The following is a 22,586-nucleotide window of genomic DNA, read 5'->3' on the forward strand; positions in this document are numbered from 1 at the left end:
GGGTGTGTCCGGCGGGGTGTGCCCCGGGTAGCCCGCGGCCCGCCGTTCCCCTGGGTGGGGCGGCGGGCCGGGGCGGGTGAGCGCGGGTGGCTCAGCTCACATCATGTCCTCGATGTCGGCGGCGATCGGGTCGGCGTCGGTGCCGATGACGACCTGGATCGCGGTGCCCATCTTGACGACGCCGTGGGCGCCGGCGGCCTTGAGGGCGGCCTCGTCGACCAGGGAGGCGTCCTTGACCTCGGTGCGGAGTCGGGTGATGCAGCCCTCGACCTCTTCGATGTTGTCGATGCCGCCCAGACCCGCGACGATCTTCTCAGCCTTGCTGGCCATCTGCTCTCTCCCTCTGTCTCGGCTCGCCGGCGGCTCTGCCGGGTGCCGTCGTGCGTGGTGCTGTGGGGGTCGTTCCTCGGCCGGGTGCGGCGAGGTCCGTGCCGGTGGCTGACGCGGGGTCAGTCGTGGCCGTGCTGCCGGGCAGCGCGACCAGCATCACCCGTGCAGGTCCGGTTTGCCACGTTAGTCCACATTCGGCCCATTCCGGCGGGCAGGCCCCCGGCCGTCGCCCGAGGATGACGATCAGCGGGGCCGGCGTCCCGGAGTGCGGCCTGCGTCCCAAGGTGGTCTACACCAATATATGTGTACTCCGATGAACGCAGGACGGACCCCGGGTGTTCCCGGGCCCCGCCCGAGGGTCCCGCAGGGGCCACCGGCCGGCAACTGCTTCCCGGAGGGCGAAGGATGAGTTCGGCAGGCGCCACCGCCCCGCAGACGACGTGGTGGCACACCGTCTACGGCGGCCTCCAGAAGATGGGCCGCTCACTGCAGCTGCCGGTGGCCGTGCTCCCCGCGGCGGGCATCCTCAACCGGCTCGGCCAGCCGGACGTGTTCGGCAAGGACGGCCTGGGCTGGGACAAGGTCGCCAAGGTCTTCGCCGCGGCCGGCGGCGCGCTGCTCGACTCCTCGCTCGGCCTGCCGATGCTGTTCTGCATCGGCGTGGCGATCGGCATGGCCAAGAAGGCGGACGGCTCGACGGCCCTGGCGGCCGTGGTCGGGTTCCTCGTCTACTACCAGGTCCTGCGGGCCTTCCCGGAGAAGTGCGCACCGCCGACCGTCCTGGTCAGCGACCAGTGCGTGGACTACACCTCGGCGAAGGCGGCCGTCGCGACCTACCAGAACCCGGGGGTGCTCGGCGGCATCCTGCTCGGCCTGATGTCGGCCTGGCTGTGGGTGCGGTTCCACCGCACCAGGCTGGTCGACTGGCTGGGCTTCTTCAACGGCCGCCGCCTGGTCCCGATGATCACCGCGCTGGTCGGCATGCTGCTCGCCGTCGTCGCGCTCTGGGTCTGGCCGCCGATCGGCCGCGGCCTGAACGACTTCTCGCAGGATCTGGCCGATCTCGGTGCGGGTGGCGCCGGCATCTTCGGAGTGGCGAACCGCGCGCTGCTGCTGATCGGGATGCACCAGTTGCTGAACACCTTCGTCTGGTTCCAGTTCGGTGAGTTCACCAAGCCCGACGGCATGATGGTGCACGGCGACATCCCGCGTTTCCTGGCGGGCGACCCGACGGCCGGCCAGTTCCTGTCCGGATTCTTCCCGATCATGATGTTCGCGCTGCCCGCCGCCGCGCTCGCGATCGCGCACTCCGCCAAGCCGCACCGCCGCAAGGAGATCTACGGGCTGATGCTCTCGGTCGGCCTGACCTCCTTCGTCACCGGCGTCACCGAGCCGATCGAGTACTCCTTCGCCTACATCGCCCCGGCCCTGTTCGCCGTGCACGCCCTGCTGACCGGCGCCTCGATGGCGGTGACCTGGGGACTGGGGGTGCACGACGGGTTCAGCTTCTCGGCCGGCCTGATCGACTACGTGCTCAACTGGGGCCTGGCCACCAAGCCGTGGCTGATCATCCCGATCGGCCTGGCCTTCGCCGCCGTCTACTACGCCCTCTTCCGGTTCATCATCGTGAAATTCAACCTGAAAACCCCGGGCCGGGAGGACGAGGACCAAGTCGAGGACGTCACCAAGGCCTGATTCCCGCGCCCTCCGGACATCTCCGGCGAAGGCCCTCGGACCGTACGGCCCGGGGGTCTTCGGCATTTCGGGAAAGGGCCGAATTCCCGGCCGGACAGCCGCCGGAAAGGCAATTCGGCCGCGGTCCGGCCGTGCCGGGCTCGCTTCGTACGGGGGTCCACCGCGCGCGGGGGTGCCACATCGTGCACGTCCGCGACGTCGCAGTCACTCTCAGCAGCCTCCGGGAGGGCCCCGGAGCGGCGGGATCACCCCGGGACCGCCCCGGGCGTCCGCCCCGGCCGGGCCGCTGCCGGGGCGCGGCTCTTTTTGTTGCGCAAATAGCCAAAATCGCAATCCCGCCGCTAATCATGATCGTCGTTCCGCGACTAGGTTTCGATTTCATAGCGCTTCCCGGCGGCGGCGCTTTCCGGGGTTCCTTGCCTTGTCCGCCCGTGCTACAAAACTGGTCTACACCACCCGTGGTGTAGACCAGTTCGCGGTTCGGCCCCTGTGCCTTCCCCCGACCGACCGCCATGCCGTTAGGAACCCACCCCCATGAGTCAGTCTGCGCAGGCACCGGCGCCCGCCGCGGCTCCGGCCACGCCAAGCCCCGCCAAGAAGTTCGGCCAGAACCTCCTCCAGGGTCTGCAGAAGATCGGCCGCAGCCTCCAGCTGCCCATCGCGGTGCTCCCCGCCGCCGGCCTGCTGCTGCGACTCGGCCAGGACGACGTGTTCGGCAAGGACGGCCTCGGCTGGGACAAGGTCGCCTCGGTCTTCGCCACCGCCGGCAGCGGCGTCTTCGACAACCTGCCGCTGCTGTTCGCGGTGGGCATCGCGATCGGCTTCGCGAAGAAGGCGGACGGCTCCACCGCCCTCGCCGCGCTCGTCGGCTTCCTGGTGTACAAGAACGTGCTCACCGCGTTCCCGATCACCGAGGGCCACATCGCCGACGGCAAGTGGGTCGCCCCGACCTACCAGAACCCCGGGGTGCTCGGCGGCATCGTGATCGGCCTGCTGGCCGCCGTGCTGTGGCAGAAGTACCACCGCACCAGGCTGGTCGACTGGCTCGGCTTCTTCAACGGCCGCCGCCTGGTCCCGATCCTGATGGCCTTCGTCGGCACCGCCGTCGGTGTGCTGTTCGCCCTGACCTGGGGCCCGATCGGCGACGCCATCAAGAGCCTGAACGACTCCCTGATCGGCGCCGGCGCGTTCGGTGCGGGCGCCTTCGGCCTGGTCAACCGCGGTCTGCTGCCGGTCGGCATGCACCAGTTCGTGAACTCCTTCGCCTGGTTCCAGACCGGTGACTTCACCAAGGCCGACGGCACCGTCGTGCACGGCGACCTGACCCGCTTCTTCGCCGGCGACCCGACCGCCGGACAGTTCATGTCGGGCTTCTACCCGATCATGATGTTCGCGCTGCCCGCCGCCGCGCTGGCCATCGCCCACTCCGCCAAGCCGCACCGCCGCAAGGCGATCACCGGCATGATGGTCTCGCTGGCCCTGACCTCCTTCGTCACCGGTGTCACCGAGCCGATCGAGTTCGCCTTCGTCTTCATCGCCCCGGCCCTGTACGTCATCCACGCGCTGCTCACCGCCGTCTCGATGGCCGTCACCTGGGCGCTCGGCGTGCACGACGGCTTCACCTTCTCCGGCGGCCTGATCGACTACCTGCTGGCCTGGAACAAGGCCACCGACCCGTGGATGATCATCCCGCTCGGCCTGGTCTTCGCCGCGCTGTACTACTTCCTCTTCCGCTTCGCGATCACCAAGTTCGACCTCAAGACCCCCGGTCGCGAGGACGACGACGAGATCGAGGACGTCACCAAGGCCTGACGCCCGCACCGCTCCGCCCGAAGGCCCCGCCCCGCCGCTGCTCCCCCAGCGGCGGGGCGGGGCCTTCGGCGTGCCTTGTCCGCCGCCCTCGACAGCCCCGGCCGCTTCGACGCCGGGCACTACGCCGCCCTCGCCGGGCTCGCCGAACGGGCCACCCTGGACTTCGTCACCCTCGACGACTCCTTCGCCGCCGAGCCGGGCCGACCCGACGCGCTCGCCGCACTCGCCCGGATCGCCCCGCTGACCGGCCGGATCGGACTGGTGCCGACCGTCACCACCACCCACACCGAGCCCTTCCACACCTCGATCTCGGTCAACACCCTGGACTGGGTGAGCCGCGGCCGGGCCGGCTGGCTGGTCGGCGTCTCCGCGACCGAGGCCGAGGCGAGGGCCTGCGGCTGCGCGAGTCCAAGGGCCGCATCCACGACCTGGACGTGGTCGGCCGCCCCGAGTCGATCACCGTGCTGAACGCGCTGGCCGCCGTCACCGAGCGGCTCGGCCTGGCCGCCACCGTCAACGCGACCTTCAACGAACCGTACGAACTGGCCCGCCGCTTCGCCTCGTTGGACCACCTCTCCGGCGGCCGCGCGGCCTGGAACGTGGTCACCTCCTCGGACGCCTTCACCGGCGGGAACTTCCGCCGCGGCGGCTACCTGGACCACGCCGACCGCTACACCCGGGCCGCCGAATTCGTCCGGCTGGCAAAGGAGTTCTGGGACGCCGAGGAGGGGGGCGTCCGGCACCGCGGCCCGCAGTTCGAGGTCGAGGGCCGGCTCTCGCTGCCGCGCCCGCCCCAGGGCCACCCGGTGGTGATCCAGGCCGGGGACTCCGAAGAGGGCCGGGAGTTCGCCGCCGCCACCGCCGACGTGGTCTTCACCAGGCACTCCACCCTCGCCGCCGGCCAGGCCTTCCACGCGGACGTCAAGCGCAGGCTCGCCGCGTACGGGCGCGGGCCGGACGAGCTGAAGATCATGCCTGGGGCCACCTTCGTCCTGGGCGACACCGACGCCGACGCCGACGAACGCGCCGCCGAGGTCCGCCGGGCCCAGGTCGGCCCGCAGACCGCGATCGCCTTCCTGGAGCAGGTCTGGGGCGTGGACCTCTCCGACCACGACCCGGACGGACCGCTGCCGGACGTCGATCCCGAGCCGGACAGCACGCTCGTCCAGGGCCGGGTCCGGTTCGGCGACCCGCGGGCCGTCGCCGAACAGTGGCGGGCCGTCGCCGCGGAGAAGGGGCTGACCACCCGCGAACTGGTCATCGAGGTGACCGGCCGGCAGTCCTTCGTCGGCTCCCCCGCGACCGTCGCCGCGCAGATCGACCACTTCGTGCAGAACGACGCCGCCGACGGCTTCATCCTCGTCCCGCACCTCACCCCGGGCGGCCTGGACGAGTTCGTCGACCGGGTGGTGCCGCTGCTCCAGGAACGCGGGGTGTTCCGCGCCGACCACACCGGCCCGACCCTGCGGGACCACCTCGGACTGCCCGTCCCCCGGCGGCCCTGAGGCCCGTCGTCGAGCCCCCGCCGGCCGGTCAGACCTCGTACACCGCGCCGGCGCGGGCGATCTCGACCGGGCCGGCGTAGGCGGCGGCCGCGTCGCGGCGGTTGTGCTCGGCGTCGGTCCACGGGGGGATGTGGGTGAGGACGAGCCGGCGGGCGCCGGCGGCGGTTGCGTGCTCGCCGGCTTCGCGGCCGTTGAGGTGGACGGCCCGGTAGGTGTCCCGACCGTCGATGTAGGCGGCCTCGCAGAGGAAGAGGTCGGTGTCGCGGGCCAGTTCGACGAGTTCGGTGCTCTCACCGGTGTCACCGCTGTAGACGATCGAGCGGCCGCCGTGTCCGAGGCGGAAGGCGAAGGCGTCGACGGGGTGGTTGACCTGGGCGACGTCCACCCGGAACGGGCCCAGGTCGAAGCTGCCCGGCGTGAGGGTGCGGAACTCGAAGACCTCCTTCATGCCGGGGTTCTCCGGCATGTCGTAGGCGCGGGCGAGTCGCTCGGCGGTGCCGGCCGGGCCGTACACCGGGAGCGGGTCGGGGCAGCCCTCGGCGCGGTAGTTGCGGGCCACCCAGTACGCGCACAGGTCGATGCAGTGGTCGGCGTGCAGGTGGCTGAGCAGGACGGCGTCGACGTCGTAGAGGCCGGTGTACTTCTGCAGGGCGCCGAGGGCTCCGTTGCCGAGGTCGAGGACGACGCGGTAGCCCTCGGCCTCGACCAGGTAGCTGGAGCAGGGCGAGTCGGCGGACGGGAAGCTCCCCGAGCACCCCACCACGGTCAGTTTCATCCGAGCCCCTCCGCCCCGACACGTCCTGGCTGCTGCTGGAAAACGGCATGGAAAACGGCAGGCCGGGCCGGTGGACCGGCCGGTAGCACTGCATTGGTGTGTCGAGGGTAAGGGTGGAGCGGCACTTTGCCCCCGTCCCCGTGCCGGGCTGTGGCTGGAATCACCAGAACGCCGGGGACGGCGGCGGGAGGCGGGGGCGCGGGTGGGATCAGCGGTGCCGGGGGCGGTTGCGCGCCCAGGCGCGGATGGTGTCGGGGTACCAGCGGGGGTGGCCGCTGCCGTCGGTCGCGTCCGGGTCGGGCAGCAGTCCGTGCCGCCGGTAGCTGCGGACGGTGTCGGGCCGGACGCCGATGTGCCGGGCGATCTCGGCGTAGGACCACGGTTCGTCGTCGCGGCTCACGCGCGCCCCCCGACCGTTCTCCGGTCGGCCGTTCGCTCGTCGACCGTTCGCTCGCTTCGTTGACGTCGCTCACTCACGAGGCACCTCCGGGGCGGGGCGGGCGTTCGTGACGCAGCCTCCCCGGAGCGGGGCGGGCGTTCGGCACAGAACGGGCACCGTGGCGGTTCCGTGACGAACCGGGAGCAACGCGGGGACAAATACTCAACTGTCACGGTCGGCACGGTGGTGGCGTCCGCCGTCGGCCCGGTACGGTTCGCCGCATGAACGGCATGACTGGTACCTGGGTCGTCCTGGCGCTGGCCGGCATCGCGCTGGTGGCGGCCGTCGCGGCGGTGCTGGCGCGGCGCACCCGCCCGGCCGCGCGCCCGGCGGGGCCGACCGGCCCGCGGCCGCGCCCGAGCACCCGGGCGGCCCGCCCGGAGCCGCAGGAGATCTGGTGGGCGGAGGTGCCGTTCGAGGACGGCCCCGGCGCCAAGGACCGCCCGTGCCTGGTGCTGCGGGTGCACGGCCGGACGGCCACCGTCGCGAAGATCACCAGCAAGCACCACGCCGAGCGACCGGGAGTGCTGCCGCTGCCGCCCGGTTCGGTCGGCGACCGCCAGGGCCGGGCCAGCTGGCTGGAGACCGACGAGCTGCGCGAGGTGCCGCTGTCGGCGTTCCGCCGCCGGGCGGGCACGGTGGACCGGCAGGTGTGGGCCCGGGCGCAGAAGGTGCTGAACTAGCCGGGTCCGGCGCTGGGGCCGGGGCCGGGCCTCAGGCCCAGAGCTGGCCCTGCAGCGCCTCGACCGCCGCCTCGGTGGACTCGGCGGTGTAGATGCCGGTGGACAGGTACTTCCAGCCGCCGTCGGCGACCACGAAGACGATGTCCGCGCGCTCCCCCGCGGCGGCGGCCTTGCGGCCGACGCCGATCGCCGCGTGCAGGATGGCGCCGGTGGAGACGCCCGCGAAGATGCCCTCCTGCTGCAGGAGTTCACGCGTGCGGCGGACGGCGTCCGCGGAGCCGACGGAGAAGCGGGTGGTGAGCACCTCGGCGTCGTACAGCTCGGGGACGAACCCCTCGTCGAGGTTGCGCAGCCCGTACACCAGGTCGTCGTAGCGCGGTTCGGCGGCGACGATCTTCACGCCGGGGACCTTCTCGCGCAGGTAGCGGCCGACGCCCATCAGGGTGCCGGTGGTGCCGAGGCCGGCCACGAAGTGGGTGACGGTCGGCAGGTCGGCGAGGATCTCGGGGCCGGTGCCGGTGTAGTGGGCGCCCGCGTTGTCGGGGTTGCCGTACTGGTAGAGCATGACCCAGTCGGGGTGCTCGGCGGCGATCTCCTTGGCGATCCGGACGGCGGTGTTGGAGCCGCCGGCGGCCGGGGAGGGGATGATCTCGGCGCCCCACATGCGGAGCAGCTCGCGCCGTTCCTCGCTGGTGTTCTCGGGCATGACGCAGACCATCCGGTAGCCCTTGAGCTTGGCGGCCATGGCGAGCGAGATGCCGGTGTTGCCGCTGGTGGGCTCCAGGATGGTGCAGCCCGGGGCGAGCCGGCCGTCGGCCTCGGCGCGCTCGATCATGTGCAGCGCCGGGCGGTCCTTGATCGAGCCGGTCGGGTTGCGGTCCTCCAGCTTGGCCCAGAGGCTGACCAGGCCCTCGGTGTTGCCGGGAACGGCGGCGGACAGCCGCGGCAGGCGGACCAGCGGGGTGTTGCCGACGGCTTCGAGCGGACTGTCGTAACGCAAGGGAGGCCTCCGGCCACGGCGGTGAGGGTCACACGGCGGTGAGGGTCACGAGGGTGGTTCCCCCGCCGGCGGCGGGGGAACCGGGAGGTCAGCGGGCGCCGCCGGCCACGGCGGGCAGGATCGTGACGCTGTCACCGTCGGCGAGGGCGGTGGAGATGCCCTCCAGGAACCGCACGTCCTCGTCGTTCAGGTAGACGTTGACGAAGCGGCGCAGCTCGCCGCCCTCGACCAGGCGGGCGGCGATGCCCGGGTGCCGGGCGTCGAGGTCGGTGAAGAGTTCCCCGAGGTTGCTGCCGTTGCCCTCGACGGCCTTGGCGCCGTCGGTGTAGGTGCGGAGGATGGTCGGGATGCGGACCTCGATGGCCATGGGTGCGCTCCTGTGCGAGTCGTGGAGTGGGTGGGCCGCAGCGGGCGCGGCAGGGCGGACGGGTGCCCGGGGCTCGGCGCCGCCGCAGGGGTGGCGGGCCCGGGTGGGGTGCGGCGGCTCTCAGCGCGAGCGCGCGGGCGTGCCTGGACAGATCGCGCCGGCGTGCCGGCACAGGTCGATGTGCAGGCGCGCCACGAGGCGGGTGCCCGGGGCCTGGTTGCTCACATCGACGGAACGCATGGGCTCATCGTATAGATTCCCGGGCCCGCTTAGACATGCCCGTCTCGGGATCCGGATGTTCCCGTCCCCGCTGCTGAGACGGCGCGGGCCGCCGACCGCTCGTCGGCGGTCGGCGGGCCGCGTCCGGGCGGGTGCCGGTCAGGCCTGGTACGTCTCGACGACCTGGACGTCTTCCTCTGTGATCTCGCCGTCCACGATGCGGAACGAGCGGAACTGGTAGGGGTCGTCCTCCCCGTTGCCGTCCGCGGTGGAGACCAGGACGTAGTGGGCGAACGGCTCGGAGGCGTAACTCACGTCGGTGCGCGAGGGGTAGGCCTCGGTCGCGGTGTGCGAGTGGTAGACGATCACCGGCTCCTCGTCGCGGTCGTCCATCTCGCGGTAGAGCTTGAGCAGGTCGCCCGAGTCGAACTCGTAGAAGGTGGGCGAGCGGGCGGCGTTGAGCATCGGGATGAACCGCTCGGGCCGTCCGCTGCCGGCCGGTCCGGCGACCACGCCGCAGGCCTCGTCCGGGTGGTCGGCGCGGGCGTGGGCCACGATCCGGTCGCGGAGTTCTCGGGTGATGGTCAGCATGCGGTCAGGATAGCCACGCCCCGGCGGGTGTCCGCCGGGGCGTCCGAGGCGCGGTCGGCGGGCGTCCGCGGGGTGGGCGACGGACTCCGGGCCCACCCGGCGGGGGCGCCCGCCGGGTGGGCCCGGTGTCCGTACGAGGCGCGGGATCAGCCGCCGTTGGCGACCTGCGCGTGGTCGCGGCCGGCCTCCTGGGCGGGGCCGTCGACGGCCTGTGGGTCGCGGCGCCGCAGGAAGCGGTAGCCGACCACCAGCACCAGGGCCCAGCCCGGGAACACGTAGAGCGAGATGCGGTTGTCCTCGTCCAGGCCGATCAGGACCACGACCAGGGCGAGGAAGGCGAGCGCGGTCCAGCTGACCCAGGCGCCGCCAGGGGCCTTGAAGCTGGGCGCCGGCAGGCGGCCGGCCTGCCAGGCCCGGCGGTAGCGGATCTGGGAGATCAGGATCATCGCCCAGGTCCACAGGCCGCAGACCGTGGCGACCGAGGTGATGTACTCGAACGCCCGTGCCGGGACGAGGTAGTTGAGCACCACGCCGAGGCCCATCAGCAGGCTGGAGACGGTGATCGCGAAGGCCGGGGTGCGGCGGGAGTTGAGCTTGGTGAGCTGTCCCGGGGCCTGGCCGCGCAGGGCGAGGTCGCGCAGCATGCGGCCGGTGGAGTACATCCCGGAGTTGCAGGAGGAGAGCGCGGCGGTGAGCACCACGAAGTTGATGATGCCGGCCGCGGCCGGGATGCCGATCTTGCCGAAGGCGGCGACGAACGGGCTGACGCCGGGCTGGAACTCGGTCCACGGCACGAGCGAGAGGATGACGACCAGTGCGCCGATGTAGAACAGCGCGATGCGCCAGGGCAGGGTGTTGATGGCGCGCGGCAGGGTCTTCTCGGGGTTCTCGCTCTCGCCCGCGGTGACGCCGACGAGTTCGACGCCCAGGTAGGCGAACATGACGATCTGAAGGGTCATCACGGTGGCGCCGATGCCCTTGGGGAAGAAGCCGCCGTCCTGCCACAGGTGGGTGATCGACGCGGTGTCACCGGCCTTGCTGAAGCCGAGGGTGAGCACCCCGATGCCGATCAGGATCATGCCGATGATGGCGGTGACCTTGACCATGGAGAACCAGAACTCGATCTCGCCGAACAGCTTCACCGAGATCAGGTTGGCCGCGTAGAGGACGACCAGGAAGGTCAGCGCGCTGGCCCACTGGGGTATGCCGGGTGCCCAGAACTTCACGTACACGGCGGCGGCGGTGGTCTCCGCCATGCCGGTGACGACCCAGAACAGCCAGTACGTCCAGCCGGTCACGTAGCCGGCGAAGGGGCCGAGGAACTCCCGCGCGTACTCGGCGAAGCTGCCGGAGACCGGTCGGTAGGTGAGGAGTTCACCGAGGGCGCGCATGATCACGAAGATCACCACGCCGGCGACGGCGTAGGAGAGGATCAGGCTCGGGCCGGACTTGGAGATCGCGGTGCCGGCGCCGAGGAAGAGCCCGGTGCCGATCGCTCCGCCGATCGCGATCATCTGGATCTGGCGGCTGCCGAGTCCCCGCTCGTAGCCCTCCTCGTCCGGTTTGGTGTCGACCACGTGGTCGTACGACTTCTCGGCCATGGTGCACCGTCCTGCTCGGTCTCGGGGGTGGAGAAGTCGTACCACGCACGATCCGGATAACGGTGTCCATCTGAGCGATATTTGAGCATGCCCTGGCAGGGTTTGCCCGATTTTGGAGGGAAAAGCCGCGGCTGATCGTCCACATGCTGGACCGAACCGCCGGGGCCTGCCCGAAAGCGGGCAGGATCACCCCGGAAGTGCGAACGGGAGAGAACCGCGACGCCCCGCGTACACGCGGGAACTCCCTTGGGTTCAGGCCCCGTTCACCCGACCGGGGCCGTCCGCCCGCCGGCGCCGCTCAGTCGGCCATCGCCTCCAGCAGCGACTCCTGCAGCGCGCCCAGCCAGAGGTACGCCATCACCAGCGGCTTGCGCTCGTCGCCGTCCGGCAGCGCGTAGAGGCCCTCCTCGTCGTCCTCGGTGACCTCCAGCCGCACGCCGAGGGCCAGCCGCAGGTCGTTCAGCGCACCCAGCCAGCGCAGGACGTCGGGAGCGCCCAGCTTGAGCACCCCGGCGCCGCCGAGGCCGTCCAGCGCCCGGACGACGAACAGCGCGTCGTCCCGCTTGCGGGCCCGCAGGTCCAGCTCGGTGAAGCGGCGGAACTCCCCGGACGCGGCCCGGGCCTCCTCGTCGTCCGGCTTCTCCGGGTCGCGGTAGGCGTCCGGGAAGAAGCGGTTCAGCACCGGGTCGGCGGGTGCCTCGGTCGGGCCCTCGGCGAACAGCGCGGCCAGCGGGTCGCCGCCCTCCCCACCCGGGCCGGGGCCGATCAGCTCCAGCAACTGCACTTCCAGCGAGCGGAGGATGGAGGCCTCCCACTCGTCCAGCGCGATCGCCGCGCCGCCACCGCCGGTGCTCTCGAACAACCCAGCCATCTCTATCGGTCAGCCCGTCTTCGTCGTCTTCGTGTCGTGCGGTCGGCGGTCGGCGTTCGGCCGGTCGGCGCGCGGCCGCCCGACCCGTCGGCCCGGCGTCAGTCGTGCTGCAGCGTCGCCCAGAGGCCGTAGCCGTGCATCGCCTGGACGTCGCGCTCCATCTCCTCGCGGGAACCACTGGAGACCACCGCCCGCCCCTTGGTGTGGACGTCCATCATCAGCTTCCTGGCCTTGTCCTTCGGGTAGCCGAAGTAGGCCTGGAACACGTACTGGACGTAGCTCATCAGGTTGACCGCGTCGTTGTGCACGATGGTCACCCAGGGCGTGTCCGGCTCTGTCACCGGCAGCCCCTCGACCTCAGGGCGCTCGATCTCTGCGGGCGCGACACTCACGCCGGGTCCTCCTCGCTGCACACTCGTCCGTTGGTCCTCAAGCCCCATGCTGCCATCCGGGGGACACCCGGGCGATTCCGACCCGGCCCACTCGGCGAGAAATCGTCACTCTGACGCTAAGTGGTAGTAGCATCATCCTCATGGACGCCACTTCAGTGCGCGCGGCCGGCTCGACCGCGCTGCTCACCGACCGCTACGAGCTCACCATGCTGCAGGCCGCCCTGCGCAGCGGGGCCGCGCACCGCCGCTCCGTCTTCGAGGTGTTCACCCGCCGCCTGCCGAACGGCCGCCGGTACGGCGTCATGGCCGGCACCGGCCGGGTACTCGACGCCGTCGAGAACTTCCGCTTCTCCAGCGCCCAGCTCGACTGGCTGTCCGGACAGGACGTGGTCGACGAGGACACCCTGCGCTTCCTCGCCGACTACCGCTTCCGCGGCGACATCCAGGGCTACCCCGAGGGCGAGGTCTACTTCCCCGGCTCGCCGCTGCTCACCGTCGAGGGCAGCTTCGCCGAGGCGGTGATCCTGGAGACGGTGATCCTGTCGATCCTCAACCACGACTCGGCGATCGCGGCCGCCGCCTCCCGGATGACCGCCGCCGCCGGCGGCCGCCCGGTGATCGAGATGGGTGCCCGCCGGGCCCACGAACACGCCGCCGTCGCCGCCGCCCGGGCCGCCTACGTGGCCGGGTTCGCCGCCACCTCCGACCTGGAGGCCGGCTTCACCCACGGCATCCCCACCACCGGCACAGCCGCGCACGCCTTCACCCTGGTGCACGACAGCGAGCGGGACGCCTTCCGCGCCCAGATCGCCTCGATGGGCAAGGGCACCACGCTGCTGGTCGACACCTTCGACCTGCACGAGGCCGTGCGCACCGCCGTCGAGGTCGCGGGCCCCGAGCTGGGCGCCGTCCGGATCGACTCCGGCGACCTCACCCTGCTGGCCCACCGGGTCCGCCGACAGCTGGACGAGCTGGGCGCCGGGAACACCCGGATCATCGTGACCTCGGACCTGGACGAGTACGCGATCGCCGCCCTGGCCGCCGCGCCGGTGGACGGCTACGGCGTCGGGACCAGTCTGGTCACCGGCAGCGGGCACCCGACCTGCGCGATGGTCTACAAGCTGGTCGCCCGCGCCGGGACGGACGGCGGTCCGCTCGTGCCGGTGGCCAAGCGCGCGGCCGGCGGCAAGACCAGCATCGGCGGCCGCAAGTGGGCCGCCCGCCGGCCCGACGCCGACGGCGTGGCCGAGGCCGAGGTGGTCGGCACCGGGCCCGTCCCGGACGAGCTGCGGCCGCACCTCGTGCAGGTGCCGCTGGTGCGGGCCGGCGAGACGGTCGGCCGGGAGCCGCTGAGCGCCGCGCGCGAGCGCCACGTCCGCGCCCGGGCCGCGCTGCCGCTGTCGGCCACCCAGCTCTCCAAGGGCGACCCGGTGCTGCCGACCGAGCTGCTCCTGCCGGCCGACGTGGTGCTCTGACGGGGCGCGGCCCCGACCGACGCACCCGTCCGACGCAGCCCGTCCGACGTACCCGTCCTACGCACCCCGTCCGGCGACCGACGTACCCCGTCCGGACGGACGACCCGCCCGAGGACGGACGCGGACGCCCGCACGGGCGCCCGCACGGAGGCACCGGTCCGACCACCGGACCCGCCTCCGGTCCGGCCACCGGACGGGCCCCGGGGCTTCCGCCCCCGCGCGGCACTCCCTAGAGTCAGCCGTAGAGTTCCCCGGAGCTCCCCGAGAACCCCCCGAGCCCGCACCGCCGGGCCGAGTACTCCCGAGGGCTCCCCCACCGGGGCGCCGCCTCCCGCGGGCCCCCGACATCCGAGGATGCGAGCCATGCACCGGGCACTGATCGTCGTCGACGTTCAGAACGACTTCTGCGAGGGCGGCAGCCTGGCCGTCGCCGGCGGCGCCGAGGTGGCCGCCGCCATCACCGACCTGATCGCCGAGTCCTCCCCCGGCTACCAGCACATCCTCGCCACCCGCGACCACCACATCGACCCGGGTGCGCACTTCTCCGCCGAGCCGGACTACGTCGACAGCTGGCCGCCGCACTGCGTGGCCGGCACCGAGGGCGTGGGCTTCCACCCCAACTTCGCGCCCTCCGTGATCTCCGGCGCGGTCGAGGCGGTCTTCGACAAGGGCGCCCACTCGGCGGCGTACAGCGGCTTCGAGGGGCTGGACGAGAACAACCGCGGTCCGGTGGAGTGGCTGCGCGAGCGGCAGGTCGACGCGGTCGACGTGGTGGGCATCGCCACCGACCACTGCGTCCGTGCGACGGCGCTGGACGCCGCCCGGGCGGGCTTCGCCACCCGCGTCCTGCTGGACCTCACCGCCGGGGTGGCTCCGGAGACCACCGCCGCCGCGCTGGAGGAGCTGCGGGCGGCCGGGGTCGAGCTGGTCGGCGCGCCGGTGGTCCGTTCCTGACGCACCCGGCGCCCGCGGCACCTCCGGTTCAGACCACCAGCAGCTCCACCACGTCCGTGCCGCCGGCCCGGTGGGCCTCGCGCAGCTCGCCGCCGACCGCGTCCGGGTCGGCGGCGAGCCGGGCGCCGGAGACGTACACCACCCGGATGCCCAGGTACTCCATCCGGTGCTGGCCGCCGCGCACCCAGGCCGCCTCGCCCTCGCTGACGCAGCGCAGGTCCGAGTCCACCTCCACCGCGACGCCGCGCTCGGGCCAGTAGAGGTCCGGGACGGCGATGTACGTACCGCCGCGCATCCGCAGCTCGGGGGCGTTCAGCGGGACCGGCAGCAGCCACTCGTCCACCAGGTGGCCGAGTCGCTCCAGCACCGAGTCCCGCTCGGCCGCGAGGAGTTCGTCCAGCGCGGAACGCACCCGGGGCTCGTCGGTCAGCCCGGACTCGATCAGCTCCACGGCCAACTCCCGCACCGTGCAGCCGTTCTCGCGGCGGGAGACGGCCTCGCGCAGCACCTCGCGCACCGGTGCCGGGGCTCCCGGGACCGCCGTCCACTCGCCGAGCGCGTCGGCGACCGCCCGGGCCACCGGCGCGCAGGCCAGGCCGTGCACCGAGTGGGCCACCAACTCCCGCTCGGTGCGCCGGATCCGCACCTCGCCGACGTCCTTCAGCCGGCGCTGACGGGGGACCAGGACGTCCACCCCGGTCACCGCCGGCAGCCGCGGCACGGCCGCGAAGCCGTACAGCGCCAGAGCGGCCGCACCGGTGATCACCGCCCCCTCGCGACGACCCTCCTCACGGCCGTTCTGCGCGGCGTACAGCAGCGCGGCCCAGATCCGCTGCTCCGGGGTCGGCCCGTCGGACTGCAGCAGGTAGACCCGCGGCAGCATCCGCTGCCAGGGGCCGCCCCGACGGCAGTGCTCGGTGATGACGCGGGCCGGCACGCCCCGGGCACGCAGCTGACTCGCGGTGACGACGTTCTGCTGACGCTTCGCCAGCTCCTCCAGCGACGGCGGAGGCGAGGGAATCCGGTAGCTCATGCCGACACCATCCCCAACCACCCCGACCCGCGACCGGGAGCCTGACGCACTGTTACGCAACCGTCGCTAAACCGGGATCAGCCCGCACTAAAGTCCTCATACCCTCACTCATTTGGAGTAATTGACGCCCAGCCGGTTGCCATATCTGATCGAAAACGATCGCCGACCTGGTCGCCTGACCCAGAGTGACCAAAGGCATACGGCGAGGGACCCTCCAGGCGTCAATCCCGCCCCGGGGATTGCCTAGGCTTACGTCATGTCACGTGACGAGACCGCCGGCCTCCGCGCGGCCCAGCTCCGCCTCGGCCGCCTGCCCGGATACGTCCGCCGCCCGGACCCCGCCCGCCGCAGCGGCGAAAAGGGCCATACGTACAAGAAGGGCTGGGAGGTCCGCTTCACCGCCCGCAGCGAGGCCGAGATAGCAGAGATCCGCGACCTGGTCGTCGCCGCCGGGTTCGCCCCGGCCAGACCGTTCTTCAAGGGCCACCAGCTCATCCAGCCGGTCTACGGCATGGCGGCGGTGCAGGCCTACCTGGCCGCTAGACAGGCGGCCGAGGAACACGCCGCCCGGGCCGCGGTCGGCGGCCGGCGACGGGCGTCGGGGCGGGGCTCCGGCGGGCACGCACCGACGGTTCACGCGGGCGGGGCGCATCCGGGCGGGGCGCACGGCCCCGGTACACACACCACCGGGGCGCACACCGGCGGGCCACACGCCGGCGGGACGCACACCGGCGGGACCGCGCACCGCTGCGAGCGCGAGGAAGCGGCCGCCGGGGCAGCCGTGGCGGCTGCGGCCGCGGCAGCCACGGCCGCACAGGCCGCCCGGCGGCGGGCCGTCGAGTCCTTCCCCGCCCAGATCGAGCGGGACACCGCCGCCGACCGGATCTCCCCGACGGAGGCCCGCACGACCACCTGACGACCTCCCCGACGGACGCCCCCCGACGGACGACCACACCGTCCGTCCGCACCGCCCCGGCCGCCGAGGCCAGTTCCGGCCGCCGGGGCACGATCGACGGACGTCGGCGGACATCGACGGACGTCGACGGACACCGGAGGACACCCCGTGCACCGACGGACACCCCCCGCACGCCGCCGCCCGCGATGGCGCACGGCCCGCACCCACTCCGCGAGCACGGCCCCGGATAGGGCCATGCGTGTGGTCGTGGTGACGCCCGTACCCGCATCCGCGTCCCTCGTCACGGTGATCGCCGCTGTGGTCGTGAGTGCGGTTGTGCGGGTGGTTGTGCGGGCGCGGGTTCGCGCCGTGGGCGTGGACGCCAGCCTCCGGAGGACCTACGGTGGCACATCAACTGCCTTGCAGCCACAGCCGTTCCACACCCTCTGACCAGCCGCGACGCACTCGCACCTACGCTTCCCACGTCACTGCGCAGCACCACCCCGCCGGACCGGCGCCGGCCCCCCGCCAGCCCCGCCCGACCGCTCCACCGCCCCTTCACGACCCGGTCGCCACCGGAACCGGCCGGGCGGCAGCGGGTTCCGGGCATTCCATCGGATTGGTCACCCAGCGCACCGAGGGCCTACCGTAGAGTGAGCACAGATGATCGACCGTCAGAAACCCATCTCCCTTTCCGAGAAGACGAGATGACCAACCGTCACGCGACTTCAGCCGAGCCACCCCCGGGGCCCGGCGAGCCGGAGGACGTACCGCTGGAGTTCACGGCCTTCTGTGAGCTCCACCGCCCCCGGTACCTCAGCTACGCCAGGGTGTGGCTGACCGAGCACGGCGACGCGGCCATCGCCGTCCAGCAGGCGTTCGCCGAAATCGCGGTTCACTGGCGCGAGTTGATGGGAAGCTCCAATCCGACCGCGCACGCCTGGGAGATCCTGCGCGGCACCGTCGCCGAGCGCACCCGCCGGGAGCCACCGGACCCGGACCGCCACCCGGCCGACGACGACCTGGCGATCCTGCACTACGTCGTCGGCCTCGCCGCCCCCGAGATCGCCGACGTCATCGGCACCGACGCCGCCAGCGTGGCCGGACGGCTGCGCCGCACCATGCTGCGCGAGGCCTCCGGCTGGTGACCTCGGGCACCACGCGACCCACGCGCTCCCGCGGCCCCGCCGTGCGGCCCCACGCGCCTTCCGGACGGCCTCAGACCCGCTCGCCCGTCACGTCGACCAGGTGGTGCACCGGGTCGTGGATCAGGTACCGGGAGAACGACTCGACGGTGAACCGCGCCCCGTCGCTCCGGTTCCCGGTCCGCCGCCACTGCTCGCCGGTCACCCGCTCGAAGCCCGCGGCCAGCGTCTCCGCCGCCTCCGCCAACTCCCCGGCCACCACCCGCGGCAGCTGCTCCACGTAGCGCTCGGCGACGGCCGTCTCGTCCTGGTCCCAGTTCGAGAACAGCGGGTCGTCCTGGTCGAGCATCAGGTTCAGCCGGACGTGGAACAGCCGGAAGACGTCCCGGACGTGGCACGCGTACTCCAGGTCCGACCAGACCCCCGGCTCCGGCCGGCGACGCAGCCCCTCCTCGTCCCCGGCCAGCACCGCCAGCCAGCCCTCCGCGTTCGCCCGGATCATCCCGGCGACGTCCTCGCGCACCACCCGCGGCGTGTCCAACCCGCAGTCGGGGCAGGGACGTTCGAGCACCCAGGTCCAGTCCTTGGTGTCGGGGACGATCTCCCCGGCGGCGGCGTTCACCGGAGTCCCGGCGGTCTCGGAAGTCCCGGCGGTCTCGGAGGTCCCCGCGTTCTCAGAAGTGCTCATGGGCCCAGCATGGCCGCCACCGCGGACACCCCACCAGCGGCAGGAACGCCAGCGGCCGCCGAAATCCTGCCAGTCCGCCCCCGGGTCCTCGGTCCCCGCATCGCCCAAGCCGACCTCGCCGTCGCCGAATGACCACCCGGGCCGACCGGACCGCCCGGACCGACCGGACGAAAATGCGTGGACGAACCGGAAACCGGCCGACCATCCTGAACCGCATGACCGCCGACCCCGCCGACCTGGCCGCACTCGCCGTGAAACCCACCCTGCACGGGCCCACCGTCCGCCTGGTCCCCCTCGACGGACGCCACACCGACCCGATGTGGGAACTCTGCTCCGACGAGACGACCAACCGGCTCACCGGCACCCGCACCAGCTTCACCCGCGACCGGATCCACCAGTGGTGCACCACCCGCGCCGACCGACCCGACCGCCTCGACCTCGCAGTCGAGGACCCCGCCACCGGCCGCTTCCTCGGCGAGACCGCCCTCACCGACGTCGACCCCGACAACGCCTCCGCCGAGTACCGGATCGCCCTCACCCCGGACAGCACCGGCCGCGGCATCGGCACCGAGACCACCCTCCTGGTCCTGCGCCACGCCTTCGAGACCGTCCGCCTCCACCGCGTCCGGCTCGAAGTCTTCGAGTACAACGAACGCGCCGCCCGCACCTACCGCAAGTCCGGCTTCACCCTGGAAGGCCGCGCCCGCCAGGCCCACCACTGGGACGGCCGCTACTGGGACGTCCTCCACATGGCCGCCCTACGGGAGGAATGGCTGAGCACTCACTGATACGTCCCGCCGTACGGAGGCTGCTGGTACGGCGGCTGGGCTCCCCCGCCCGCCGCCCGCCTCCGCCGCCGCGCCTGGACCACCGCCACCACCGACAACCCCAGGACCACCGCACCGGCCGCCACCGCACCGATCACGAGCCCGGTGTCGCCCCCGCTCCCACCACCGGCGGCCGCGGGCACCGGGGGCTCCGCGGACGGCTGGTCCGTGTCGTCGCTCGCGTCGTCGCCGGGCGGCGTCCCCTTGGTCTCCGGCCGCTTCGCCAACGGATTCTCCCGAGGCCCGCCGTCCACGGACGGGTTCGCCTCCAGCGCCTTCGCGGGCGCGAGGATCCCGTAGCCGTAGTGGCTGTTGGGCACGACCGTCCCGTTGGCGGGAGGGGTGGCCGATTTGATCATCCGATTGATGACCTGCCCGGCCGACAGGTCCGGGTACTTGGACCGGATGAGCGCGGCAGTGGCGGAGACGTAGGCGGTGGAGTCGGAGGTGCCGTTCGCGACCCCGTAGCTCGTCGACGACTTCGCCGTGGCCCGGTAGATCTCCACTCCGGGAGCGATCAGCGTGGTCTCGGATCCCGATGTGGAGCCGTCCCACACGACGCCCTTGGAATCCGAGGCTCCTACTGCCACCACCCCGGGAAAGGCGGCGGGATACTCGACGCCCCTGTCGGAGCCGTCGTTGCCCGAGCCGGCCACCAGGACGACGTCCTTCGACACCGCGTACTGAACGGCCTTTCGAACCTGCGTCTCGAAGCGGGAGGACCCCGAGATGGACATGTTGACGACCCGCGCTCCGTGATCCACCGCGAAGCGGATCGCCTCCGCGAGATCGTTCTGTTCGGGAATGGGTCCGCCGTCGCTCGTCCGCACCTTCACCGGGAGGATCTTCGCCTTCGGGGCAAGACCCATCACGCCGGTCTGCGCACCGTGCCCGTGTCCTGCGATCAGGCTCGCCATGCCGGTGCCGTGGCCGTCGGTGTCGATGCGGCCGTCCGATTGGGTACCGGAGAAATCAGCCCCCGGAAGAACCTGACCGGTCAGGTCCTGATGCTCCGAGTTCACCCCGGTGTCGACCACCGCGACGATGACGCCCTCGCCCTGGCTGACCGGCCAGACCTTGGCATCGGCCTCGAAGGACTTCAGCGCCCACTGCTGATCCCTGATCTGGTCGGCCGATGCCGCCGGTGCGACGACGCCCCAGATCAACATCCCGGCGGCAAGGGCCGCTGTGCCACGCGCCAACCGACGGCTCGCCAAACCTGGTCACCCCACTCAACGAGGCATCCCGCAGATCACCGACCTGCGGGATGCGATCAGATCACCCGTCCGTCCACGGACCGGCCTCATTCCACCACGTTCGGGTTGGTCGGCTTGTCCGACGCCCAGGTCTCCTCGTCCTCGACGAGGTAGTCCGGCCGCTTGCCGTCCTTCTCCCGGTCCTTCCGGCGTCCTTGTGCCCCGCTCAGCGGAACGCCGGGAGACATGCCGTTCGCGCTCGCGGCACCCGGCTCGGCCCTGAGCCGGTTTCGCGCCCCCAGCCCGGACCCGCCTTCCGTGAACGCCTGCTTGCCGCGCGCTCCGGCGTCGGACGGAGCCTGTCGGACGGGGACCCCAGGGCCTGCCGGGGCCCCGGCGACCTGCTTGGCGCCGGATGCCCCGCGGCCCCCGACTCCGATACCTGGATGAATCTCACCGCCACCACCGGTGCCGGCGGCTCGACCCCCGCGGGGACCGGCACCTTCCACGGGTGTCTCACGGCTGCCGCCGAATCCGGCCCTGCTCCCGTCGAATCCGGGCGGGCCCGACGGATTCTGCTGGGTCGGCCCCGCAGGGCTGACGATCGTCTGCCCGCCTCCCCCCGAGACCGGTCCGTTCGCGGGGCCTGCAGCAGGTACCCCGGTCAAGCCGGAGGTCTGAGTCCCGGAAGTCGGGGTGCTCGGCACGCTACCGCTCGGACGTGACACGGGAGTACCGGAGATGCCCTCATCGGAGCCACGGCTCGTCGTATTCGACGGCTTCGGCGGGGCCTGTGCCGCACCCCCCTTGATCCCGGAGTCGGTCGGGGCGGCCGCGCTCTTGGCCATCGATCCGGCCACCGTCGGGGCTTGAGAGGTCTTCGACCGCGGTGGCGCAGGGACCGCTGTTGCCCGCGACGACGCTCCCCCGACTCCGAAGGACGTGCCCGACACCATCGCGGCCGCCGCGGCTGCAGCAGCACCGGTCGGGTCGTTCTGCGGTCCCACATCACGAATGTCATCGTTCGGCGGCCGCAGATACATCGGCGGAGCCTTCAGCGCCGGGGTCGCGATGCGGTAGTGCATGGCGAGGGTCTGCATGACGGTGGCGGCTTCGGCCTTCTTGCGGTCGGCGATGGGGATGTGTTCGTCGTCGCCGCCGCCGAACACGGAGGCGAGGCCGTCGCCGACGTGGTCCTTGAAGGTGTCCCAGTTGCCCGGCTCCTCGGGCATCTCGCGTTTGGCCTTGGCCATGGCCTCGGAGACGCTGTGGAGGATGTTGGCCGCGTCGTTGGCGTAGGCGGCGGCGTTGTTGATGCCGGCGGCCAGGTTGAGCATGCGGGTGTGGAAGGCGTCGCTGGTGGTGCCTTCCCAGGTGGTGGCGGCTTCGGTGCTGGCTTTGGTGAGGGTGAGGCGGATCTGCTTGAGGGTGTCGGCGGCCGCGCGCCAGGGGTCGCCGGCGGCCATGACCGCGCCGGGGTCGAGGGCCTGTGCCATGGTGCGGAGTTGGGCGTGGCTGTACTTGGTGAAGTCGGTGTAGACCACGGGCGGTTCGCCTCCGTTCGGGTCCGGGCGGGCGGCCGCTAGATGGTGGCGTTGCCGCGGTTGGACGGGGTGAGGTTCTTCTCGTGCGCGGCCTGGCTGGTGGCGGAGGGTTGTGCGACGGACCAGCCGTCACCGTTGAGCTTGAGTTTGAGCTTCTGCGCGGTGTGCTGGTCGTGTTCCTCGTAGTTGGTGGCGGTGAGGTCGGCGTTCAGCTGGGCCTCGTTCACCGCTTCCTGGAGCTGGTTGAGGACGTCGCGCAGCGCGTCCCGCATGGTGCTGTAGCGGCCGTGGATCTCGGTGGCTTCGGCGAACTCGCCGAAGGCGTTCTTGCCGACGCCGCTGCGCCCGTGGGTGTCGGTGCCGTCGGCGTGTTTCTGGAAGTCGGCGAGCAGGAGCCGCACTTGGCCGGCGAAGGCGCGGAGTTGTTCGATCTCGACGCGGTAGCCCTGGCCGGCTCCGCCGGTCGAACCGGTACCCGTGCCTGATCCCATGTCGGCGCCTCCCCCGTGCGTCCGTCCCTGGCGGTCGGGGCCGGGCCCCGGTGCCTCA

General features: G+C 72.2%; 24 protein-coding genes and 1 pseudogene. 10 read left to right on the top strand and 15 right to left on the bottom strand.

Annotated features, from left to right (window positions below; all coding sequences use genetic code 11):
• Positions 1-96: 96 nt before the first annotated feature.
• Entirely contained in the window at positions 97-330 is a 234-nt protein-coding gene (locus tag ACIRST_RS27660; protein WP_030060521.1) for a glucose PTS transporter subunit EIIB, read from the bottom strand.
• 405 nt (positions 331-735) lie between these two features.
• Between ACIRST_RS27660 and ACIRST_RS27665 the strand changes: the two genes are divergently transcribed.
• From ACIRST_RS27665 to ACIRST_RS27680, 4 genes and pseudogenes are all read left to right on the top strand, one after another.
• Positions 736-2,025, top strand: coding sequence for a PTS transporter subunit EIIC (locus ACIRST_RS27665; protein ID WP_350521814.1), 1,290 nt, complete (start codon positions 736-738; stop codon positions 2,023-2,025).
• A 534-nt stretch (positions 2,026-2,559) separates the two neighbouring features.
• The gene (locus ACIRST_RS27670) at positions 2,560-3,837 is read left to right on the top strand and encodes a PTS transporter subunit EIIC (protein WP_350521813.1); all 1,278 of its coding nucleotides are present in this window, start codon (positions 2,560-2,562) and stop codon (positions 3,835-3,837) included.
• A gap of 75 nt (positions 3,838-3,912) precedes the next feature.
• A complete protein-coding gene (locus tag ACIRST_RS27675; RefSeq protein ID WP_402805229.1) occupies positions 3,913-4,305 on the top strand; it encodes an LLM class flavin-dependent oxidoreductase in 393 nt (130 codons plus the stop codon).
• Positions 4,224-5,342 (top strand): annotated as a pseudogene (locus ACIRST_RS27680) (LLM class flavin-dependent oxidoreductase); the annotation flags it as partial. The gene ACIRST_RS27675 and the pseudogene ACIRST_RS27680, both read left to right, overlap by 82 nt.
• Before the next feature lie 28 nt (positions 5,343-5,370).
• On the opposite strand, the gene ACIRST_RS27685 reads toward ACIRST_RS27680, so the two are convergent.
• Both ACIRST_RS27685 and ACIRST_RS27690 read right to left on the bottom strand, forming a co-directional pair.
• On the bottom strand, positions 5,371-6,117 hold the full coding sequence (locus ACIRST_RS27685; protein ID WP_396550581.1) for an MBL fold metallo-hydrolase: 747 nt from the start codon (positions 6,115-6,117) through the stop codon (positions 5,371-5,373).
• Positions 6,118-6,325: 208 nt separating this feature from the next.
• Positions 6,326-6,517: a MerR family transcriptional regulator gene (locus ACIRST_RS27690; RefSeq protein ID WP_350521811.1), complete on the bottom strand. Its 192-nt coding sequence runs from the start codon at positions 6,515-6,517 to the stop codon at positions 6,326-6,328.
• Between the two features lie 260 nt (positions 6,518-6,777).
• Between ACIRST_RS27690 and ACIRST_RS27695 the strand changes: the two genes are divergently transcribed.
• Complete coding sequence (locus ACIRST_RS27695; protein ID WP_402805127.1) at positions 6,778-7,239, top strand: type II toxin-antitoxin system PemK/MazF family toxin; 462 nt, start codon at positions 6,778-6,780, stop codon at positions 7,237-7,239.
• A gap of 31 nt (positions 7,240-7,270) precedes the next feature.
• Here the strand turns inward: ACIRST_RS27695 and ACIRST_RS27700 are convergent, their stop codons facing one another.
• From ACIRST_RS27700 to clpS, 7 genes are all read right to left on the bottom strand, one after another.
• A complete protein-coding gene (locus ACIRST_RS27700; protein WP_402805129.1) occupies positions 7,271-8,239 on the bottom strand; it encodes a PLP-dependent cysteine synthase family protein in 969 nt (322 codons plus the stop codon).
• 88 nt (positions 8,240-8,327) lie between these two features.
• Complete coding sequence (locus ACIRST_RS27705) at positions 8,328-8,606, bottom strand: MoaD/ThiS family protein (RefSeq protein WP_030242903.1); 279 nt, start codon at positions 8,604-8,606, stop codon at positions 8,328-8,330.
• Positions 8,607-8,726: 120 nt separating this feature from the next.
• Positions 8,727-8,846 carry a putative leader peptide gene (locus ACIRST_RS27710; protein WP_317621128.1) on the bottom strand — a complete coding sequence of 40 codons (120 nt, stop codon included), beginning with the start codon at positions 8,844-8,846 and terminating at the stop codon, positions 8,727-8,729.
• 138 nt (positions 8,847-8,984) lie between these two features.
• Positions 8,985-9,416, bottom strand: a complete 432-nt coding sequence (locus ACIRST_RS27715) for a M67 family metallopeptidase (protein ID WP_350521810.1) — start codon at positions 9,414-9,416, stop codon at positions 8,985-8,987.
• 146 nt (positions 9,417-9,562) lie between these two features.
• The gene (locus ACIRST_RS27720) at positions 9,563-11,017 is read right to left on the bottom strand and encodes an amino acid permease (RefSeq protein ID WP_350521809.1); all 1,455 of its coding nucleotides are present in this window, start codon (positions 11,015-11,017) and stop codon (positions 9,563-9,565) included.
• 298 nt (positions 11,018-11,315) lie between these two features.
• Positions 11,316-11,888, bottom strand: coding sequence for a DUF2017 domain-containing protein (locus ACIRST_RS27725; RefSeq protein ID WP_350521808.1), 573 nt, complete (start codon positions 11,886-11,888; stop codon positions 11,316-11,318).
• A gap of 98 nt (positions 11,889-11,986) precedes the next feature.
• Positions 11,987-12,280, bottom strand: coding sequence for an ATP-dependent Clp protease adapter ClpS (gene clpS, locus ACIRST_RS27730; RefSeq protein ID WP_350521807.1), 294 nt, complete (start codon positions 12,278-12,280; stop codon positions 11,987-11,989).
• A 140-nt stretch (positions 12,281-12,420) separates the two neighbouring features.
• Between clpS and ACIRST_RS27735 the strand changes: the two genes are divergently transcribed.
• Both ACIRST_RS27735 and ACIRST_RS27740 read left to right on the top strand, forming a co-directional pair.
• Positions 12,421-13,755 carry a nicotinate phosphoribosyltransferase gene (locus ACIRST_RS27735; protein ID WP_350521806.1) on the top strand — a complete coding sequence of 445 codons (1,335 nt, stop codon included), beginning with the start codon at positions 12,421-12,423 and terminating at the stop codon, positions 13,753-13,755.
• Positions 13,756-14,118: 363 nt separating this feature from the next.
• Entirely contained in the window at positions 14,119-14,709 is a 591-nt protein-coding gene (locus ACIRST_RS27740; RefSeq protein ID WP_350521805.1) for an isochorismatase family protein, read from the top strand.
• A gap of 28 nt (positions 14,710-14,737) precedes the next feature.
• Here the strand turns inward: ACIRST_RS27740 and ACIRST_RS27745 are convergent, their stop codons facing one another.
• Positions 14,738-15,742 (bottom strand): hypothetical protein, encoded by a 1,005-nt coding sequence (locus ACIRST_RS27745; RefSeq protein ID WP_350521804.1) that lies wholly within the window; start codon positions 15,740-15,742, stop codon positions 14,738-14,740.
• Positions 15,743-15,998: 256 nt separating this feature from the next.
• Here ACIRST_RS27745 and ACIRST_RS27750 point away from each other — a divergent pair, with 256 nt between their 5' ends.
• On the top strand, positions 15,999-16,658 hold the full coding sequence (locus ACIRST_RS27750) for a hypothetical protein (protein ID WP_402805134.1): 660 nt from the start codon (positions 15,999-16,001) through the stop codon (positions 16,656-16,658).
• Between the two features lie 686 nt (positions 16,659-17,344).
• Positions 17,345-17,785, top strand: a complete 441-nt coding sequence (locus ACIRST_RS27755; RefSeq protein ID WP_350521802.1) for a hypothetical protein — start codon at positions 17,345-17,347, stop codon at positions 17,783-17,785.
• Between the two features lie 70 nt (positions 17,786-17,855).
• Here the strand turns inward: ACIRST_RS27755 and ACIRST_RS27760 are convergent, their stop codons facing one another.
• Complete coding sequence (locus ACIRST_RS27760) at positions 17,856-18,470, bottom strand: DinB family protein (protein WP_402805136.1); 615 nt, start codon at positions 18,468-18,470, stop codon at positions 17,856-17,858.
• 215 nt (positions 18,471-18,685) lie between these two features.
• On the opposite strand from ACIRST_RS27760, the gene ACIRST_RS27765 reads away from it, so the two are divergent.
• Positions 18,686-19,258 carry a GNAT family N-acetyltransferase gene (locus ACIRST_RS27765; protein WP_402805138.1) on the top strand — a complete coding sequence of 191 codons (573 nt, stop codon included), beginning with the start codon at positions 18,686-18,688 and terminating at the stop codon, positions 19,256-19,258.
• Here ACIRST_RS27765 and mycP read toward each other — a convergent pair.
• The 3 genes from mycP to ACIRST_RS27780 all read right to left on the bottom strand — a co-directional run bounded on the left by mycP (position 19,252) and on the right by ACIRST_RS27780 (position 22,528).
• A complete protein-coding gene (gene mycP / locus ACIRST_RS27770) occupies positions 19,252-20,466 on the bottom strand; it encodes a type VII secretion-associated serine protease mycosin (protein ID WP_402805140.1) in 1,215 nt (404 codons plus the stop codon). The two genes, ACIRST_RS27765 and mycP, sit on opposite strands and share 7 nt — an antisense overlap.
• A 134-nt stretch (positions 20,467-20,600) precedes the next feature.
• Entirely contained in the window at positions 20,601-22,037 is a 1,437-nt protein-coding gene (locus ACIRST_RS27775; protein ID WP_350521798.1) for a hypothetical protein, read from the bottom strand.
• Positions 22,038-22,075: 38 nt separating this feature from the next.
• Positions 22,076-22,528, bottom strand: coding sequence for a hypothetical protein (locus tag ACIRST_RS27780; RefSeq protein WP_350521797.1), 453 nt, complete (start codon positions 22,526-22,528; stop codon positions 22,076-22,078).
• Positions 22,529-22,586: the final 58 nt, after the last annotated feature.

This window comes from Kitasatospora sp. NPDC101447 (genome assembly GCF_044767225.1).
GTDB lineage: Bacteria > Actinomycetota > Actinomycetes > Streptomycetales > Streptomycetaceae > Kitasatospora.

What these genes read in the sequence shown, in the direction of transcription:
- ACIRST_RS27660 (WP_030060521.1), bottom strand. Translation starts at nt 330, where the DNA reads ATGGCCAGCAAGGCTGAGAAGATCGTCGCGGGTCTGGGCGGCATCGAC.
- ACIRST_RS27665 (WP_350521814.1), top strand. Translation starts at nt 736, where the DNA reads ATGAGTTCGGCAGGCGCCACCGCCCCGCAGACGACGTGGTGGCACACC.
- ACIRST_RS27670 (WP_350521813.1), top strand. Translation starts at nt 2,560, where the DNA reads ATGAGTCAGTCTGCGCAGGCACCGGCGCCCGCCGCGGCTCCGGCCACG.
- ACIRST_RS27685 (WP_396550581.1), bottom strand. Translation starts at nt 6,117, where the DNA reads ATGAAACTGACCGTGGTGGGGTGCTCGGGGAGCTTCCCGTCCGCCGAC.
- ACIRST_RS27695 (WP_402805127.1), top strand. Translation starts at nt 6,778, where the DNA reads ATGAACGGCATGACTGGTACCTGGGTCGTCCTGGCGCTGGCCGGCATC.
- ACIRST_RS27705 (WP_030242903.1), bottom strand. Translation starts at nt 8,606, where the DNA reads ATGGCCATCGAGGTCCGCATCCCGACCATCCTCCGCACCTACACCGAC.
- ACIRST_RS27710 (WP_317621128.1), bottom strand. Translation starts at nt 8,846, where the DNA reads ATGCGTTCCGTCGATGTGAGCAACCAGGCCCCGGGCACCCGCCTCGTG.
- ACIRST_RS27715 (WP_350521810.1), bottom strand. Translation starts at nt 9,416, where the DNA reads ATGCTGACCATCACCCGAGAACTCCGCGACCGGATCGTGGCCCACGCC.
- ACIRST_RS27720 (WP_350521809.1), bottom strand. Translation starts at nt 11,017, where the DNA reads ATGGCCGAGAAGTCGTACGACCACGTGGTCGACACCAAACCGGACGAG.
- ACIRST_RS27725 (WP_350521808.1), bottom strand. Translation starts at nt 11,888, where the DNA reads ATGGCTGGGTTGTTCGAGAGCACCGGCGGTGGCGGCGCGGCGATCGCG.
- ACIRST_RS27735 (WP_350521806.1), top strand. Translation starts at nt 12,421, where the DNA reads ATGGACGCCACTTCAGTGCGCGCGGCCGGCTCGACCGCGCTGCTCACC.
- ACIRST_RS27740 (WP_350521805.1), top strand. Translation starts at nt 14,119, where the DNA reads ATGCACCGGGCACTGATCGTCGTCGACGTTCAGAACGACTTCTGCGAG.
- ACIRST_RS27745 (WP_350521804.1), bottom strand. Translation starts at nt 15,742, where the DNA reads ATGAGCTACCGGATTCCCTCGCCTCCGCCGTCGCTGGAGGAGCTGGCG.
- ACIRST_RS27750 (WP_402805134.1), top strand. Translation starts at nt 15,999, where the DNA reads ATGTCACGTGACGAGACCGCCGGCCTCCGCGCGGCCCAGCTCCGCCTC.
- ACIRST_RS27755 (WP_350521802.1), top strand. Translation starts at nt 17,345, where the DNA reads ATGACCAACCGTCACGCGACTTCAGCCGAGCCACCCCCGGGGCCCGGC.
- ACIRST_RS27760 (WP_402805136.1), bottom strand. Translation starts at nt 18,470, where the DNA reads ATGAGCACTTCTGAGAACGCGGGGACCTCCGAGACCGCCGGGACTTCC.
- ACIRST_RS27765 (WP_402805138.1), top strand. Translation starts at nt 18,686, where the DNA reads ATGACCGCCGACCCCGCCGACCTGGCCGCACTCGCCGTGAAACCCACC.
- mycP (WP_402805140.1), bottom strand. Translation starts at nt 20,466, where the DNA reads ATGTTGATCTGGGGCGTCGTCGCACCGGCGGCATCGGCCGACCAGATC.
- ACIRST_RS27780 (WP_350521797.1), bottom strand. Translation starts at nt 22,528, where the DNA reads ATGGGATCAGGCACGGGTACCGGTTCGACCGGCGGAGCCGGCCAGGGC.